Genomic DNA, 15,436 nt, shown 5'->3' on the forward strand with positions numbered 1-15,436 from the left:
ACGCCGGCCGAACCGTCAAGTGTCGACCGACGAAGGCGACGCCATGGAGATCCGACCGCTCCGAGGCGAGGAACTCGAGGCGTTCGTCGACGACCTCTGGATACCGTTTCAGCGCGAGGCCGCCGCGGACGAGCCGTTCCACCCCCTCGTCGACGACCTCCGGACTCCCGGGATCGACCACCGCGAGGACCGCCTCGCGGACGACGACGCCGCCGACCTCGTCGCGGTCGTCGACGGCGATCGCGTCGGCTTCGCGTCGGCGACCCGGGAGCCGACGGCGCCGGTCTTCGACCGCGATCCGAACTGCCACGTCTCGGAGCTGTACGTCGCCGAGGCGTATCGCCGTCGGGGCGTCGCGACGGCCCTCCTCGACGCCTGTGTGGATCGGGGCCGCGAGTGGGGCTGCGAGACGGCGTCGATCTCCGTGGCCGTCGACAACGACGCCGCCCTGGCGCTGTACGAGCGCGAGGGCTTCGAGGTACGTCGCCGCCGCCTTCTGCGCGGGATCGACGGCAGGGCCGACACCCGCGTCGATGACGAGGACGGCGACGGCGGGACCGAGCGCGGCGTGGACGCCTAGGGGCGTATCGACCCAACGACTATGTTCGGCGACGTTCCATGACCCGGCATGAGCAGATCCGCGGAGGAGGCCGTCGACCACGCGGGGGAGGCGGACCTCGACCCGGCGGAGGCGTTCGCCCTCCTCGGCAACGAGACCCGCATCGACATCCTCCAGTCGCTGCACGAGGCGACGATCGAGCGCGGCGACGACCAACCGGTCGCGTTCTCCGAGCTGTACGACCGCACCGACCTGAACGACAGCGCGCACTTCAACTACCACCTGAAGCAGCTACTCGACCACTTCGTCCGCAAGATCGAGTGCGGCGACGACGCCGCCGACGGGGACGGTGGTTCCGTCGGCGACACCGCCGGCGCCACGGCGGCCGACGACTGCGTCGAGGGGTACGAGTTCCGCACGCCGGGCTGGAAGGTCGTGCGCTCGGTGTTCGCGGGGACGTTCACCGGCCGCAGCGAGCTGGGGCCGTTCGACGCGCCAGGGGCGTGTTACGAGTGCGACGGCGACCTGGAGGCGCGGTACGCGAACGAGCTGCTCACGATCGCGTGTACCGAGTGCGGGCGCACGCCGGTGAACTACTCGTTCCCGCCGGGCGGTCTCGCCGACCGGACGCCCGCGGAGTTCCTCGACGCGTTCCATCACCACGTCCGCCACCACTACTGTCTCGCCGCCGACGGCGTCTGCCCGGAGTGTATGGGGCGCATGGAGACCGATCTGGTCACCGAGACCGCCGTTCCCGGACAGGACGTCGCGGTGCGCCACACCTGCGGCCGCTGTGACAACCGGCTCACCTCCGCCGTCGGCGTGAACCTCCTCGACACCGCGCCCGTGCTCACGTTCTTCGCCGAGCGCGGCGTCGACCTCACGACCGAGCCGTTCTGGACGCATCCGTGGACCGTCAGCGACGGGCACACGAGGGTGGTGAGCGAGGATCCGCTCCGCGTTCGGCTCGATCTCCCCTGCGACGGCGACGTGATCCGCGTCACCGTCGACGAGACGCTCGAGGTGCTCGACGCGGAGACGAACGAGCCGACAGAGACGAACACAGCCGACGACGATGTCGAGGCCGACGCGTAGCTCTCACCGACCAACGGTTCCTGGTTTCTCACCGACCGTCGTACACCACGTCGCCGTCGACCGCAGTTAGCGCCACGGCGATCTCGTCGATCCGGTCGGACATCTCCCACGGCGACTCGTCGAGGAGGACGAAGTCCCCGCGCTTTCCGGTCTCTAGCGTCCCGAGTCGGTCCTCGTCGAAGCCGGCGTACGCGGCGCCCACAGTGTACGCCCGCAGCGCCTCGGTGACGCCGAGCGACTGGTCCTCGCTGGGGGCGTTGACCGCGTAGTGAACGCCCAGCAGCGGGTCCAGCGGCATGCAGTCGCTGCCGAACGCCAGCGGCGCGTCGGCGTCGAGGTAGGCGGGCAGGCGGTTCGCGTCGGTGCGCCGGTCGCCGAGGCGCGCGTCGTACAGTCCCTCCTCGAAGCCCCACTTGTGGAAGTTGGGCTGCATCGACGCGATCACGCCCAGATCGGCCATCCGCTCGATCGCCTCGTCGGTCGCGAGTTCGCTGTGCTCGATCCGGTGGCGTGCGGCGCCCGGGTCGTCGGTCTCCTCGTAGGCGTCGAGCACGGCGTCGATCGCGGCGTCGCCGATCGCGTGTAGCGTCACCTGGAACCCGTGGTCGTCGGCGCGGGTCACGAGGTCGCGGATCTCGTCGGGATCGAGCACCCACGTCCCGGTCTCGTCGGCGTCGTCGGCGTACGGCTCGTGGAGCTTCGCCGTCCGGCCGCCGAACGTGCCGTCGGTGTAGGACTTGACACCGCCGACCTGTACCATGTCGCTGCCGTGGTTCGTGCGGAGACCGGCATCGACGAGGGACTCGTAGTGGTCGGCCCAGTAGTTGATCCGCACGCGCAGCGTGAGTTCGTCCGCCAGATCGAGGTCGCGATACACCTGCGGCGCCTTCGACTTCCGGACCATGTCGTGGATCGTCGTGACTCCGCGCTCGTTGGCGGTCGCCTGCGCCGCGCGGATCAGCTCCTCGGCCTCCTCGGCGTCGGGCTCGATCGCCTCGTAGACGGGGTCGACCGCCTCCTCGACGATCACGCCGGTCGGGTCGCCGCCCTCGGTGTGTACGTCCCCCTCGGGCATCCCGTCGCCGAGGCGGTCGAGGACCGGGTCGTTGACCGCGGCGACGTGCATGTCCTCGCGAAAGGCGACGACCGGCGTCGTCCCGGAGACCTCGTGGAGATCCTCGCGGGTGAGGTAGCGGGACTCGTCCCACGTCGACTCGTCGTAGCCGAAGCCGAGCACCCACTCGTCGCCGCCGTCGTCGTCGCTGTCGGCGTCACCGGCGCCGATCTCGTCGGCGCGTTCGCGAAGCAGCTCGACCGCGTCGCTCGGGGAGCCCGCCGTCGAGAGATCGGCGTGGACGAGCGAGCGGCCCGCGTTGAGCAGATGCGTGTGCGCGTCGATCAGGCCCGGGATCGCGACGCGGCCGTCGGCATCGATCGTCTCGGTGTCGGCGCCGGCGAGGAACTCCACGTCGTAGGTGGTGCCGAGCCGGACGACGCGACCGTCGCGGACGGCGAACGCGTCGTACGTCTCGTCGGGGTCGGCGAGCGTGTGCACCTCGGCGTCGACGACGACGAGGTCGGCGGGGTCGGTCATGCGCGAAGGCGGGTCCCCACGGGGCAAAACCGTTCGGGAACCGGGCGGCTGCCGGGCGGGTATGCGGAACCGACACGACTTAGCGGCCGCCGCCGTCACCCGGAGGTATGACCGATACCGACGCCGAGACGCTCGCCGAGCGCGTGCGCGACGGCGACCTTCGCCTGTACGAGTTGGAGGAGCACGCCGACGCCGACACCGCCGCCGCGGCGCGACGGCTGCTCGTCGAGGAACACTCCGGTGCCGACCTCTCGACCGGCGGCGAGTACGCCTTCGACGCCGCAGACGCCGAGTCGAACATCGAGAACATGCTGGGCGCGATCCAGATCCCGCTGGGCGTCGTCGGCCCCGTCGAGATCGACGGCGGCGCCATCTCGGGAGAGCAGTACCTCCCGATGGCGACCACGGAGGGGGCACTGCTCGCGTCGGTCAACCGCGGCTGCGCGGCGCTCAACACGGCCGGCGGGGCGGGCGCGCGCGTCCTCAAAAACCGGATGACGCGCGCGCCGGCGTTCCGCGTCGCCGACGTTGCCGAGGCGGAGGCGCTGTCCTCGTGGGTTCGGGACAACGTCGACGCGCTGCGGGAGGCCGCCGAGTCGACGACGAGCCACGGCGAGCTGAAGGAGGCGACGCCGTACGTCGTCGGCAACACCGTGTTCGTCCGCTTCGCCTACGACACGAAGGACGCGATGGGGATGAACATGGCCACCATCGCCACCGAGGAAGCCTGCGACGTGATAGAAGCCGAGACGACCGCCTCGCTCGTCGCGCTGTCGGGCAACCTCTGTACCGACAAGAAGCCCGCCGCGATCAACGCCGTCGAAGGTCGGGGGCGGACGGTCGCCGCCGACGTGACGATCCCCCGCGAGACGGTCGCTGAGACCCTGAAGACGACGCCCGAGGCCGTCGCCGAGGTGAACACCCGCAAGAACCTCGTCGGCTCCGCGAAGGCCGGCAGTCTGGGATTCAACGCCCACGTCGCCAACAGCGTCGCGGCGATGTTCCTCGCGACCGGACAGGACGCCGCGCAGGTCGTCGAGGGCGCGAACGCGATCACCACCGCCGAGGTCGACGACGACGGGGACCTCTATGTCTCGGTCACCATCGCGTCGCTGGAGGTCGGGACCGTCGGCGGCGGGACGACGCTCCCCACGCAGTCGGAGGCGCTGGACGTGCTCGGGATCCGCGGCGGCGGCGACCCCGCCGGCAGCAACGGCGACGCGCTCGCGGAGGCGGTCGCGGTCGCGGCGCTGGCGGGCGAACTCTCCCTGCTGTCGGCGCTCGGGTCGCGGAACCTCTCGTCGGCACACGCGAGTCTCGGTCGATAGGTCGTCCAGTCCAACACTCGGACTCGGACCCGGCCCTCGGTCCCGACGCTACCGCTCGTCCAGTCGCGTCGCGAGCGCTTGGATCGCCCACACTGTCCGTCGCCGGACCGAGAGGGGGTCTCCCCACAGGTGCGCCGCCATCGGCGTCTGGATCGCGGCCGCGGCGATCAGGAACCCGCCGACCGCGGGGTGGACGTACACCCACGCCGCGATCCCGGTCGTTCCCTCCCACACGAGCAGCGCGTACGCCGCCGCGCCGTGCATCGTCAGGAACATCCCCAGCAGGGAGACGAAGGCGGCGAGAAACAGGAGGCCCGCGTACGGCGGGGCGTCCGCCGGCCCGGCGACGGACTGCAACGGCCACGCGAACGGAACGCGGAGCGCACCGGCGGCTTCGACGCCGGCGGCCGCCGCTCCCGCGATCATCGACATGGTTCGACTGGTTCGGTATCCGATATAAGCGCTCCGCCGTCGTTACAGGAGTCGATACTCGCCGCGCGACTCGGACGCCTCGCCGCGGCGCGTCAGCCGGTCGAGAACGTCCCGCGCCGCCTCGGCGGGGACGCCGTGGTCGGTCGCGTACGCGACGACGGCCTCCTCGGTCGCGTTGCCCTCCCTGAGCGCGTCGCGGACCACCTCGTCGCGCGAGCGCGACCCACCGGCGTCGTCGGCGCCCGCGGCCGCGACCTCGTCGGCGTCGAGCCCGGACCCCTCCAGGTACTCCCGGTCGTCGACGGCGCCCTCGAACCCGTCCAGTTCCCGCTCCAGCTCGGCGACCGTCCCCGCACGCTCGAACGCTTCGGACTGTCCGTGCTTGTCGGCGAGCAGTTTCGCCCGCGCCTGCGCGGCCGCCGCCCGGTCGTCCGACTCGTGGAAGCGGTTCAGCCGGTCGGTCGGGTGCCGCGTCTCACAGCGCGGGCAGGTCGCCGACTCCTGTCGGTCGGGATCGCTGACGAGCCAGTAGGTGCCACAGGAACGACAACCGACGACCGCGTACATGACCGCGCGTTGCTCGTCACCGGAGTTGAACCTTGCTCTCGACGGGGTGGCCGTCGCCCCGTGTCGCGTGAGGATCGCCCCCGATCCGAGGAATCGCCGGCGGAGTTAAGACGGTCGCCGCCGCCGGCAACGGTATGGACCACGAACCGCACGACCCGAGCGCGGACACCGAGGCCGTCCCGGGAGTCAACCTCGCGCAGTTGGCGACCGGCGCCGAAATGAGCGTCCAACACTTCTCGATCGATCCCGGCGCCGAGGTGCCGTCGCACAGCCACCGTCACGAACAGGCGGGGTACATCACCGCCGGCGCGCTGACGTTCCTCCTGGCCGACGGCGAGGAGGTCGTCTGTGAGGCCGGCGACTCGTACGTGCTCGCGGGCGAGGAGGTACACGGCGCCGAGAACCGCGGTGACGAGCAGGTCGAGGGCGTCGACATCTTCAGCCCGCCTCGGCCGAACCCCGACTGGCAGGAGTAAGACTCAGTCGCAGGGGGAGAACTCAGTCCGCCGTCGCCTCGGCGTCGTCGTCGACGTCGCTCTCGTCGACGCCCGGCGCGGCGCTCACGTCGACGTCCTCCGGCTCGTCGGTGCCGCCGACGTGGAGTTCGCCGTCGGCGTCCTCGACGTACGCGTCGTCGGCGAACCCGGCGACGGCGTTCTCGAACTCTCCGTCCTCCATTCGGTCGGGGGTCTCCGGAGCCTCAGTGACGCCGTCGGCGGGACGGAACTCGCCGAGCGGGTCGTCGATGGTGATGCCGTACCGCCGGAAGAACTCCTCGTAGCGACGGTAGTGTTCCTCCAGTTCGTCGCTGGGGATCTCCATCATCTCGGCCCATCCGTGGTTGAAGAAATCGAAGTTCGCCTGCAGGTGGGTGATCTCGCGGGCCTCCGCCTCGGGGTAGCCCGCCTCCAGCGCCGCGACGTAGGTGTCCATCGTCGCGTCGAAGAAGTCGTCGAGGTGCGCGCGACGTTCCTCGCGACGGTCCTCGTCGGCCTTGTTCAGGAAGATGTCCGTATGCATGTCGACGAGCCTGTCGTTGACGTAGTCGCCGACGACCGGCGTGGTGAGCGCGCGCTTGGCGGCCCAGTGGCGGACGTTCTGCCGGAGCTTCATACCAGTTCCTGGGGCCGCGGACCCTTGAATGTGCGGCGCAGCGACACCGGACCGACGATCGCGACCGGCGATCGGATCGGACGCTGTATCGGGTCCCGGAGGACCGCGGACTCCCCCTTTGGTACAGGTCCACGTGAATCTCCACGTCGATAGCAACCCACATTAACCCCGAATCCGAATCCCCGGTATGAGCGAGTCGTTCGTCATCATCGGCGACGGGATCTCCGGTAGCTCTGCCGCCGAGACCCTCCGGGAGGAGGCGCCCGACGCCGACATCACCGTGATCACAGACGAGGGGGAGGCCCTTTACAATCGCATCCTCATCAAGGAGTTCGCCAAGGGGAAGCTTCCCGAGGCGCCCATCTCCATCCACGAGGAGGGGTGGTACGAGGACCGCGACATCGATCTCGAGCTCGACACGCTCGTCACGGATATCCGGACCGACGACCACGAGATCGAGACCCACGAGGGCGACGTGCTGGAGTACGACAAGCTGCTCCTCGCGGTCGGCGGCACGCCCCAGCAGCTCCCCGTCGAGGGGAGCGACGCCGACGGCGTCCACCACTTCTGGACGTTCCAGGACGCCCGGCGCATCCGCGAGTCGGCCGAGGCGGCCGACGACGCCGTCATCGTCGGCGCCGGCCTGCTCGGGATCGACCTGGCGGCCATCTGCGGCGCCCAGGACATCGAGGGCAAGTACCTGATGCGCGGCAACTCCTGGTGGCGCTACGCGCTCAACGAGGAGGGCGCGGAGATCATGCACGAGGCGATGCGCGAGCGCGGCGTCGAGCCCGTCTTCGAGTCGGGCGTCGACCACTTCGAGACGGACGACGACGGCCACGTGACGGCCGCGATCGACCCCAACGGCGACCGCTTCGAGGCCGACTTCGCGGGCGTCGCCATCGGGCTGAACCTCAACACCGAACTCGTCGAGGACACGCCCATCGAGACCGACGACGGGATCCTCGTCGACGAGTTCATGCGGACGAACGACCAGGACGTGTTCGCCGCCGGCGACATCACCCGGTTCAACGACCTGATCCTCGGCGAGCAGGCACAGAACGGCGCGTGGGGCAGCGCGAAGGAGCAGGGCACCATCGCCGCGAAGAACATGCTCGAGTACGGGTCCGAGGAGTTCCGCTGGGTCTCCTCGTACTCCATCACGCACTTCGACTTCCCGTTCCTCTCGTTTGGCCATCCGACGCTCGGCGACGACGAGGTCATGCGGTCGTTCGGCGACGACGAGTGGCGCCGCCTCGCGCTGAAGGACGGCAAGATCGTCGGCGGCGTCCTCATCGGCAACCTCGCGCCCCAGTCGGCGTACAAGCAGCTCATGCGCGAGCAGGTCGACGTGAGCGGGCAGAAGGACCTCCTCATGACCGAGGGCTTCTCCGCCGACGACCTCGAAACCGAGGGCGCGGCCGCCGAGTAACCGCCCGCTCGCCGCGTTCGATTCCGGCGGAACCCAGACACGCACCTGAGAGTGGCGACGACGATGTCGCCGGCGACCGCGACGGACAGTGGAGCGCAGTCAGTGGACACGGAGTGAGCGACGGGACCGACACCGTTTTCGGCGCCAGCCCCGGAATGCGACCATGGATGCCGGCGGTTCGAGCGACATGACGCTCGCTTTCGAGTTGGACGCGCTGCAGTCGTTGGCCGATCCGAACGCGGTGTTCAACGACGCGCGCGGGTGGACGGAGTACGTCGGCGTGGTCTCGGAGAAGCCCACCTACGTCGTCACCAACTTCACCCGGAAGCACCGCGTCCGACAGGACTTCTTTTCGGGCCCGCGCGGGGTGGTCGAGTCGCTGGAGAACGTGAAACGCCAGTTCGACACCGGCCGGCACGTGTTCGTCGGAACGACCGACGAGGACCGCGCGGTCGCCGAGGAGACCGGCTGGGAGTTCCTCCCGCTGGCTCGGGCCGCCGAGGCGGCCGGGTGGACGACGACCGACCCCGACGAGGAGTCCGACCACTTCGGCGACGACACCCGCGACGACTGGCCCTGAGCGCGCGGGGACTCACGCCACGGTACCGCCGACCGCGGCGCGCGTTCGACGCGTGTGACGACGACCTTCAGGTTCCGAAACCACTAATCAGCGTCGACCCTTGGGAGTATCTACTCAATGAGTCACCAGTTGCCGGACGTGCAGGCCAGTCGGCCGGACGTCTCAGTCGGGCTCAGTCAGGTCGGCGTCACCGGCGTCGACAAACTCGTGAAGATCGACCGCGGCGACCAGCGACCGTGGGTATTCATGGCCGAGTTCTCGGTGTTCGTCGACCTCCCGGGCGAGCGCAAGGGGATCGACATGAGCCGGAACATGGAGGTCATCGACGAGGTGCTGGAGGCGGCGACGCGCGAGGAGGCGTACCGCATCGAGGACGTCTGCGGCGACGCCGCCGACCGGCTGCTCGCGAAACACGACTACACGACGACCGCGGAGATCGAGATGACCGCCGAGCTCGCGACCCGTGAGGACACCCCCGCATCCGGCCGGGAGACCCAGTCGACGTTCACCGTCGTCGCCTCCGCCGTCGCCGACGAGGACGGCACCCGCGAGGAGATCGGCGCCGAGGTGACCGGGATGACCGTCTGTCCGTGTTCACAGGGCATGTCCGAGTCGCGCGCCCGCGACAAGCTCGCCGAGCTCGGCGTCGACGACGAGGTCGCCGAGGAGTTCCTCGACGCCGTCCCGCAGCCGGGACACTCCCAGCGCGGCCACGCCACGCTCACGTTCACGGCCGACGGGACGCCCGACGTCGACCTCCTCGACGTGATCGACACCGCGCGTGACGCGATGAGCGGGCGGATATACAACTACGCCAAGCGTCCCGACGAGGACTACATGACCTACGAGGCGCACATGGACGCGAAGTTCGTCGAGGACTGCGTCCGCGCGCTCGCCGAGGACGTGGTCGAGACGTACGACCACCTCGACGACGACGTGGTCGTCCACATGAGGCAGTCGAACGACGAGTCCATCCACCAGCACAACGCACACGCCGAGCGCGAGATCACGATGGGGACCCTGCGCGAGGAACTGGTGCGCTAACGCCGCTCCGATCCGTCCGCCTCAGGGGCCCGGGGCAGCTCGCTCCGCGGTCTCGCCCGCCGCTCACAGCGACAGCGGCGACGATTCTTCCCACCGCTCGCGGAACGTCCGGCGAACGTCGCCGGCGAACTCGGGGTCCTTCAGGTCGATCATCGCGAACGACTCGTCGGGGTCGACCGGGCTCGGAACCTCCATGCACACCTCCGCGTCGTCGACGAGCGTGAACGTCCCGCGCAGCCCCGGCGCGGTCCGAACCACGAAGTTCGGGTGGTCGGCCATCCGGTCGAAGTATCGCTCGCCGACGCCCTCGGGGAGCTGCCCGGGGAGCTCCTCCGACAGCAACAGCGACACGGCGACGCCGCGTTCGAGCGCCGACTCCAGCTCTTCGGTGATCGCCTCGCCGACGGCGCCGATGTCGAGTCCGGACGCCGGCGCGGCGGCGATCATCACGACGCGCTCGTCGGCCGCGGACAGCCGTTCGAGCAGCAGATCGGCCGTCTCCTCGGGGCCAAGCGCGGCCGTCCAGAACTGCTCGTCGGGGGGGTCGCCGGCATCCAACTCCGTGGAGAGCTCCTCGACGACGGCCTCGTACTGCTCGGCCTGCTCGTCGAGCTCGCGTCGCTTCTCCTCCAAGAGCCGATCGAGGGCGGCGTCCGGCTCGACCGCGAGGTACTTCTTCGGCCGGCTCGCCGCCTGGCTCCGGGCGAGTCGGTGCCGTTCGAGGCTGTTGAGGACGTCGTACACCCGTCCCATCGGCACGCCGCTGGACTCGGACAACTCCTTTGCGGTTGCCGGTCCGATATCGAGCAGCGATCGGTACGCGCGGGACTCGTACTCGGAGAGTCCCAGGTCGCGAAGGTCGGCCATACAGCCTCCACGAGTGGGGGCGTGAAAAAACACACTCCGGGTTTACCCGAACGTCGCACCGGGAGTGGACGCCGCGCGACGACCGTCCGCCCTACTGCGCCGCGTCGGCGACCCGACGCATCAGCGCGTCCGGCGACTCGGCGGGGTCGGCCTCGCGGCCGCGGAGGGAGGCGGCGCTCGCGGGTGCGCGGTCGCTGTCGGGGACGACGACGGCCTCGTGGTCGGCGACCCGCAGCGCCGCCCGGTGAAGGTCCGAACCGACGGCGGTGTTCACGTCGATCACGAGCGGGTCACGAGTGAGCCGGCCGGCGACCGAGCCGTACCCCGCCACCTGTGCGCCCATGCGTTCGGTCGCGCCGGCGAAGGCGCCGACTGCGGCCTCGGCGCGCTCGCGGTAGGCGTCCTCGCCCGTGAGCGCCGCCACGTCGAGCAGCGCGTCGGCGAACTCGACGACGCCGTCGATCGGGCGGAGCGGCCGATCGAGCATCCCGGGCCCGGAGGCGGGGCCGTCGCGGAACGCGTCCTCGTCGCCGAGGCGATCGATCCCGCGATCGGCCACCGCGCGGGCGACGTCGACGCCGTCGCCGAGCACGGATTCGGCGGTACAGAACGCGGCCGTGACGCGGCCGACATCCTCGAGGAGGTCGATCTCGGCGCCGTCGTCGTCGACGTGGCGGACGACGCCGTCGTCGACGAGCGTCTCGCGGAGGTACGCGAGCGCGTTCTCGGCGGACTCCCTCGCGGGCTCGTCGTCGGTGTACGCCGCGAGGGTGAGCAGCGCGTCCGCGGCGAGGGCGTTGCCGCCGGCGTAGGCGGTGAGGTCGGTCCGCTCGCCGTCGGGGCCGACGCTCGCGCCGTAGGCGAACCCCGACCAGAGGTCGGCGTCGAGGAACGCGCGGATCGACTCGGCGGTCTCGCGGTAGGCCTCGTCGCCGGTGTAGAGGTAGCCGTTGGCGAACGCCCGGAGGACGCCGGCGTCGTCCGCGAGCAGTTTCTCGCGGGCGGGGGCCGACCAGTCGCGCGCGCCGGCGTACCGGAAGACGCCGCCGTCGTCGTCGAGGAGGTTGCGTTCGATCGCGTCGAGCGTCTGCGTGGCCTTGTACCGGTCGCGCTTGAGCGCGAACTCGACGGTCCGCGGCATGGGGAACTTCGCGTCGTCGCCCCACCCGGCGAACTCCGGGTCCCACTGCGCGTCGAGCTGGCCCGCGAGGTGCTCCTCGATGGCGGTCGTGACCGGCCCGCTCGGCGTCTCGTTTCCGGCGAGCGCGCGGGGGACGCGGCCGGCGTCCTCCCCGTCCGCGTCCCACGTCTCGCGCACGCGGTCGAGCACCGACCGGAAGCCGTCGGGGCCGAGATACGTCGCGCCGGTGAGCAGTTCGCCCGACGGAGTCGTGAACACCGTCGAGGGGAACCCGCCCATGTTGTACCGCTCGCGGACGCGGGGCTCGCGATCGACGTCCACCGTCACCGGGACGAACCCGTCGTTGACGTTGGCCGCGATACGCGGCTCGCCGAACGTCTCCACCGACATCCGGTGGCAGTCGTCACACCACGTCGCCGTGAGGAACAGCAGCACCGGCCGGCCGGTTTCCTCGGCCTCCGCGAAGGCGTCGGCGCCCCAGTCGCGCCACTGCACGCGCGTGTCGTCGGTCATACTCGCGTTCGGAGGTGCCCGAGGGTAAAGTCGGCGTTCGCGGACGCTCGACCGCCGCCCGTCCGCTCGGAACTGGACCCGCGAGCCACCCTCCAAAAGGGCTATACAGCGCGCTCGGGTATCCGGAGTATGCGCATTCGGGTTCGCTACGTGCTCGTGGCCCTGCTCGCGATCCCGCTGGCGGACGCCGCGTTCCTGCTGTGGGTGGCGACGAACCTCCTCACCGCAGTGCAGACGGTCGCGCTGGTCGTCCTCACCGGGCTGCTCGGGATGCTCCTCGTGCGCGCCGAGGGACGGCACACGCTTCAGGCCGTCCAGCGGAAGCTCGCGGCGGGTGAAGCTCCGACCGGCGAGGTGCTCGACGGCGGGCTGTTGATCGCCGCGGGCGCGTTCCTGCTCACGCCCGGGTTAGTGACCGACGCGATCGGATTCCTGCTCGCGATCCCGCCGACGCGGTACCCGATCCGCGAGCTGCTTCGCCGCTACGTCGTCGTTCCGTACGTCGACGCGCGGATGGACGGCTTCGCGACGGGCGCCGTCTGGACGGGCGGGTTCCCGAACCCGGAGGGGACGGCCGGCGGCGACGGCGCGGCCGGGGGCGGGGCGTCCGGACCCACGGGGTTCGGCGGCACGGCGACAGCCGCCGACCGCGACGCGTCCGATTCCGCGGACGACGACGTCGTCGACGTCGACTTCGAGGAGGTCGACGACGAGGACGGGGACCGCCCGCGGTAGCCCCGTTATCGCGGGGCGTGCAATCGCATGACGTAGCTCCGATGCCGAACGGAAACGCTTAACCAATCCCTTCCACTACTCGAAGATGCGCTCGCCTGGGCCAATAGCTCAGTCAGGTTGAGCGCTCGGCTGATAACCGGGAGGTCCACGGTTCAAATCCGTGTTGGCCCATATCCGGTCCGGACGGCTTCCGTCCGGACGGAATTGGGGCCGTCGGCTCCCCAGCCACCCAATTTCCGCGTTCTACCAACACTACCGATAAGGGTAGTTTAGCGTCAATTCATCCGTTCACCACCCGCGGGTCCACCCCGTACAGCGGTGCCAGTAGCCGGAGGTGGGTCGCGTGAACCGGAACTTCACCCGCTCCGGAGGTTCCGAACGGGAGTGTCAATTCTGCGGCTGCCACGTCACCGCCCGGTTTGCCCGGGTCTTTGGCGACGAGAACGACGTCGCACATCGCTGTCTCTCGTGTGACTCCACGTTCCGCGTCCAGAACGGGAGCGCCGCCGGACTCGACGTCGACCATCCCGATCCCGCAGAGAACCCGAACCGAAACCGCGGCCCACGTGTCGGGGCATCTGTCCGAGCCGATGGGGGGCCAGACTCTTGAGCCGTACCGAACCTCCTCAGCAGGACAAGCCCAAATGTTCTGATTGCAGTCGATCGACACCGACAACTGCTGAGCGCGCTCCGTACGATGTCGTCCTCTGTCCGAACTGCTACCTCAAGCGCGAGGGAGTCAAATGAGAGCCGTCTCGCCGTCATGGCACGAATTCGCCATGCAACTCAATTTCTCCGGCGGGCTCGATCCCTACTTCGCCGCCCACGCTGTTGTTCGCTCGAGCGGAGGATCACGCGAAATTGAGTTCTCTCGCGACGGCAAAACGTGGCTCGCGAAGCTCTATTACCAGAGTTCGGGTATCGAGCATCCCGGTGTCCGACTCCCGACAGGGACCGAGTGGGATCTGGATCAAGTCCGCGAGTTTCGGGTCAAGGTCAAGCGCCGCGGCGACGAAGACAAGCCCGGCCAACAGTCGTTCAACGCGCATCTACGCCCCCGCTGGAAGGGAATGTGCGTCGAACGCTCCGACGGAGAGACCCAAGAGTTAGCGCTTCCGCCTGGTATGCGCGAGGGAGTGAACCTCCGAGTCACTGGCTCGAACATCCGACCGACGCGGTATCTCCCGCTACTCCGCGACGCTGCTCGGGCGCTCGACGTGAATCCGGACTACTTCACCGAGCCCGACGATTCGAGTACTGTCCGCGACGCAGAGCGCTACGTCCGGCTCCTCGAAGATGCGAGCGGCCCCGTCCACGCGAGAGATGGACCGATCGCGAAACTCGGCCACTTGCTCGAGAACGACCGTAGCGGGTACCGCAAGGTCGTTCAGAACGATACGGACGGTCAGGGCAACGACGTTCCCGGGTACTACCACACCGCGACGCTTGGACCGGGGCGCGTCGAAGAAGCATGGCCGAACCACCAACTCCCGAAGGAGATTAAGCACTACCGAGCCCGTCACGCTGAGTCGCTTGATGAGGATAGTCCACTGCGTCACCCGAAGGTCGGAGTCTCGTATCAGGTGAATCGGTGGGATGGCTCGCTCGGAGTCACCGAGGAAGATCTCGCACGTCTCGAACGCGAGTTGGATGAGGCGCTTCACTCTGTACTCCGTGAAGCCGGACTACCGCTCGAGCCTCCAGGAGGCGATGGGTCGCCGCCCTACCAGTCCGACCCGTACTTCGATGCAGAGCTCGGCGAGCACACCGAGCCTCCGAAGCTGAATCTGACTGAACTTGAGTCGGAACAAGAGCATGTCGTCATTCGTGAGTTGGCGAAGACTGGCGGTGTTTCGCCCGTTGAAGAGGAGATTGTTGAGTACCTGCTCGCGGACGGCGGAACCGCTAGCCCGGCCGACATCGCCGAGGAACACGGCCGTCACGTCGGCTCGGTCCGCCGCGCGCTCCGTCGTATGGATGAGCTGATCGACCGAAAATACGGAGAAGTCGCGCTCGCGTCGAACCACATCGCCGAGATGCTTCACTCGGCCGTCTCCGAGCTCCGCGACGCGAGTACCCGGCTCTCCGAGGCGACCGGCGAAGCGCTTCTCTCGGCGACACGGGGGCTCGACGAGACCACCAGCGCACTTCGGACGTGGCTCGCTGCGCACGACTGCGAGACGGACTCCCGCGGTCAAGCGGTCAAGAAGCTCCGACTCGGCGAGTTCGATCCTTCCGGGAAGTACGGCTACGCAGAGGTGATCTCCGAACTCCGGAAAGGACTCCGCTACTGGACCGACGCTGACCGTGATCCGGCTGCGTTCAAGCACGCCACCGTTCTGTTCCGTCGGTCTGACCGGCAGAAGCTACAGACGATGGACGCCGCCCGGCTCCTCGAGCTCCGCGGCGGGTAGCCCGTAGTTGTCCCGTCGGTTC

At 69.3% G+C, this 15,436-nt stretch carries 16 protein-coding genes and 1 tRNA gene; 11 read left to right on the plus strand and 6 right to left on the minus strand.

Annotation, left to right across the window (positions count from 1 at the left end):
• Positions 1-43 precede the first annotated feature (43 nt).
• Both K6T25_RS01305 and K6T25_RS01310 read left to right on the plus strand, forming a co-directional pair.
• The gene (locus tag K6T25_RS01305; RefSeq protein WP_222915890.1) at positions 44-580 is read left to right on the plus strand and encodes a GNAT family N-acetyltransferase; all 537 of its coding nucleotides are present in this window, start codon (positions 44-46) and stop codon (positions 578-580) included.
• A gap of 48 nt (positions 581-628) precedes the next feature.
• A complete protein-coding gene (locus K6T25_RS01310; RefSeq protein ID WP_222915891.1) occupies positions 629-1,654 on the plus strand; it encodes a winged helix-turn-helix domain-containing protein in 1,026 nt (341 codons plus the stop codon).
• A gap of 28 nt (positions 1,655-1,682) precedes the next feature.
• Here K6T25_RS01310 and K6T25_RS01315 read toward each other — a convergent pair whose 3' ends face one another.
• Positions 1,683-3,248, minus strand: a complete 1,566-nt coding sequence (locus K6T25_RS01315) for an amidohydrolase (RefSeq protein WP_222915893.1) — start codon at positions 3,246-3,248, stop codon at positions 1,683-1,685.
• 107 nt (positions 3,249-3,355) lie between these two features.
• Between K6T25_RS01315 and hmgA the strand changes: the two genes are divergently transcribed.
• Positions 3,356-4,576, plus strand: a complete 1,221-nt coding sequence (gene hmgA, locus K6T25_RS01320; RefSeq protein ID WP_222915895.1) for a hydroxymethylglutaryl-CoA reductase (NADPH) — start codon at positions 3,356-3,358, stop codon at positions 4,574-4,576.
• A 48-nt stretch (positions 4,577-4,624) separates the two neighbouring features.
• Here the strand turns inward: hmgA and K6T25_RS01325 are convergent, their stop codons facing one another.
• Complete coding sequence (locus K6T25_RS01325; RefSeq protein ID WP_222915897.1) at positions 4,625-5,008, minus strand: hypothetical protein; 384 nt, start codon at positions 5,006-5,008, stop codon at positions 4,625-4,627.
• Positions 5,009-5,050: 42 nt separating this feature from the next.
• Entirely contained in the window at positions 5,051-5,575 is a 525-nt protein-coding gene (locus tag K6T25_RS01330; RefSeq protein ID WP_222915899.1) for a DUF5817 domain-containing protein, read from the minus strand.
• A gap of 134 nt (positions 5,576-5,709) precedes the next feature.
• On the opposite strand from K6T25_RS01330, the gene K6T25_RS01335 reads away from it, so the two are divergent.
• The gene (locus K6T25_RS01335; protein ID WP_222915901.1) at positions 5,710-6,051 is read left to right on the plus strand and encodes a cupin domain-containing protein; all 342 of its coding nucleotides are present in this window, start codon (positions 5,710-5,712) and stop codon (positions 6,049-6,051) included.
• A gap of 22 nt (positions 6,052-6,073) precedes the next feature.
• On the opposite strand, the gene K6T25_RS01340 is transcribed toward K6T25_RS01335, so the two are convergent.
• Positions 6,074-6,688, minus strand: a complete 615-nt coding sequence (locus tag K6T25_RS01340; RefSeq protein ID WP_222915903.1) for a DUF6149 family protein — start codon at positions 6,686-6,688, stop codon at positions 6,074-6,076.
• Between the two features lie 187 nt (positions 6,689-6,875).
• Between K6T25_RS01340 and K6T25_RS01345 the strand changes: the two genes are divergently transcribed.
• The 3 genes from K6T25_RS01345 (at position 6,876) to mptA (ending at position 9,744) form a co-directional block, all read left to right on the plus strand.
• On the plus strand, positions 6,876-8,120 hold the full coding sequence (locus K6T25_RS01345; RefSeq protein ID WP_222915905.1) for an NAD(P)/FAD-dependent oxidoreductase: 1,245 nt from the start codon (positions 6,876-6,878) through the stop codon (positions 8,118-8,120).
• 163 nt (positions 8,121-8,283) lie between these two features.
• Positions 8,284-8,700, plus strand: coding sequence for a DUF7124 domain-containing protein (locus K6T25_RS01350; protein WP_222915907.1), 417 nt, complete (start codon positions 8,284-8,286; stop codon positions 8,698-8,700).
• A gap of 117 nt (positions 8,701-8,817) precedes the next feature.
• Positions 8,818-9,744: a GTP cyclohydrolase MptA gene (mptA, locus tag K6T25_RS01355; RefSeq protein WP_222915909.1), complete on the plus strand. Its 927-nt coding sequence runs from the start codon at positions 8,818-8,820 to the stop codon at positions 9,742-9,744.
• 63 nt (positions 9,745-9,807) lie between these two features.
• Here mptA and K6T25_RS01360 read toward each other — a convergent pair whose 3' ends face one another.
• Positions 9,808-10,611 carry a TrmB family transcriptional regulator gene (locus K6T25_RS01360; RefSeq protein WP_222915911.1) on the minus strand — a complete coding sequence of 268 codons (804 nt, stop codon included), beginning with the start codon at positions 10,609-10,611 and terminating at the stop codon, positions 9,808-9,810.
• A 91-nt stretch (positions 10,612-10,702) separates the two neighbouring features.
• Positions 10,703-12,265 carry a DUF255 domain-containing protein gene (locus K6T25_RS01365; protein WP_222915913.1) on the minus strand — a complete coding sequence of 521 codons (1,563 nt, stop codon included), beginning with the start codon at positions 12,263-12,265 and terminating at the stop codon, positions 10,703-10,705.
• A 135-nt stretch (positions 12,266-12,400) separates the two neighbouring features.
• Between K6T25_RS01365 and K6T25_RS01370 the strand changes: the two genes are divergently transcribed.
• The 4 genes from K6T25_RS01370 (at position 12,401) to K6T25_RS01380 (ending at position 15,414) form a co-directional block, all read left to right on the plus strand.
• A complete protein-coding gene (locus tag K6T25_RS01370) occupies positions 12,401-13,000 on the plus strand; it encodes an FxsA family protein (RefSeq protein WP_303646391.1) in 600 nt (199 codons plus the stop codon).
• Positions 13,001-13,097: 97 nt separating this feature from the next.
• Positions 13,098-13,171: transfer RNA gene (locus tag K6T25_RS01375), tRNA-Ile, on the plus strand.
• Positions 13,172-13,343: 172 nt separating this feature from the next.
• Positions 13,344-13,610, plus strand: a complete 267-nt coding sequence (locus tag K6T25_RS15735) for a DUF7563 family protein (protein WP_225917778.1) — start codon at positions 13,344-13,346, stop codon at positions 13,608-13,610.
• Positions 13,611-13,743: 133 nt separating this feature from the next.
• Positions 13,744-15,414, plus strand: a complete 1,671-nt coding sequence (locus K6T25_RS01380) for a DUF7845 domain-containing protein (RefSeq protein WP_222915917.1) — start codon at positions 13,744-13,746, stop codon at positions 15,412-15,414.
• The last annotated feature ends 22 nt before the right edge of the window (positions 15,415-15,436 follow it).

The sequence above is a fragment of the Halobaculum rubrum genome (assembly GCF_019880225.1).
In the GTDB taxonomy this organism is placed as follows: Archaea; Halobacteriota; Halobacteria; order Halobacteriales; family Haloferacaceae; genus Halobaculum; species Halobaculum rubrum.

Bases quoted from the DNA above. Each gene is read 5' to 3' on its own strand.
- K6T25_RS01335 (WP_222915901.1), top strand. From the start codon at position 5,710: ATGGACCACGAACCGCACGACCCGAGCGCGGACACCGAGGCCGTCCCG.
- mptA (WP_222915909.1), top strand. From the start codon at position 8,818: ATGAGTCACCAGTTGCCGGACGTGCAGGCCAGTCGGCCGGACGTCTCA.
- K6T25_RS01345 (WP_222915905.1), top strand. From the start codon at position 6,876: ATGAGCGAGTCGTTCGTCATCATCGGCGACGGGATCTCCGGTAGCTCT.
- K6T25_RS01360 (WP_222915911.1), bottom strand. From the start codon at position 10,611: ATGGCCGACCTTCGCGACCTGGGACTCTCCGAGTACGAGTCCCGCGCG.
- K6T25_RS01380 (WP_222915917.1), top strand. From the start codon at position 13,744: ATGAGAGCCGTCTCGCCGTCATGGCACGAATTCGCCATGCAACTCAAT.
- K6T25_RS01315 (WP_222915893.1), bottom strand. From the start codon at position 3,248: ATGACCGACCCCGCCGACCTCGTCGTCGTCGACGCCGAGGTGCACACG.
- K6T25_RS01340 (WP_222915903.1), bottom strand. From the start codon at position 6,688: ATGAAGCTCCGGCAGAACGTCCGCCACTGGGCCGCCAAGCGCGCGCTC.
- K6T25_RS01310 (WP_222915891.1), top strand. From the start codon at position 629: ATGAGCAGATCCGCGGAGGAGGCCGTCGACCACGCGGGGGAGGCGGAC.
- hmgA (WP_222915895.1), top strand. From the start codon at position 3,356: ATGACCGATACCGACGCCGAGACGCTCGCCGAGCGCGTGCGCGACGGC.
- K6T25_RS01350 (WP_222915907.1), top strand. From the start codon at position 8,284: ATGGATGCCGGCGGTTCGAGCGACATGACGCTCGCTTTCGAGTTGGAC.
- K6T25_RS01365 (WP_222915913.1), bottom strand. From the start codon at position 12,265: ATGACCGACGACACGCGCGTGCAGTGGCGCGACTGGGGCGCCGACGCC.
- K6T25_RS01325 (WP_222915897.1), bottom strand. From the start codon at position 5,008: ATGTCGATGATCGCGGGAGCGGCGGCCGCCGGCGTCGAAGCCGCCGGT.
- K6T25_RS01330 (WP_222915899.1), bottom strand. From the start codon at position 5,575: ATGTACGCGGTCGTCGGTTGTCGTTCCTGTGGCACCTACTGGCTCGTC.
- K6T25_RS01305 (WP_222915890.1), top strand. From the start codon at position 44: ATGGAGATCCGACCGCTCCGAGGCGAGGAACTCGAGGCGTTCGTCGAC.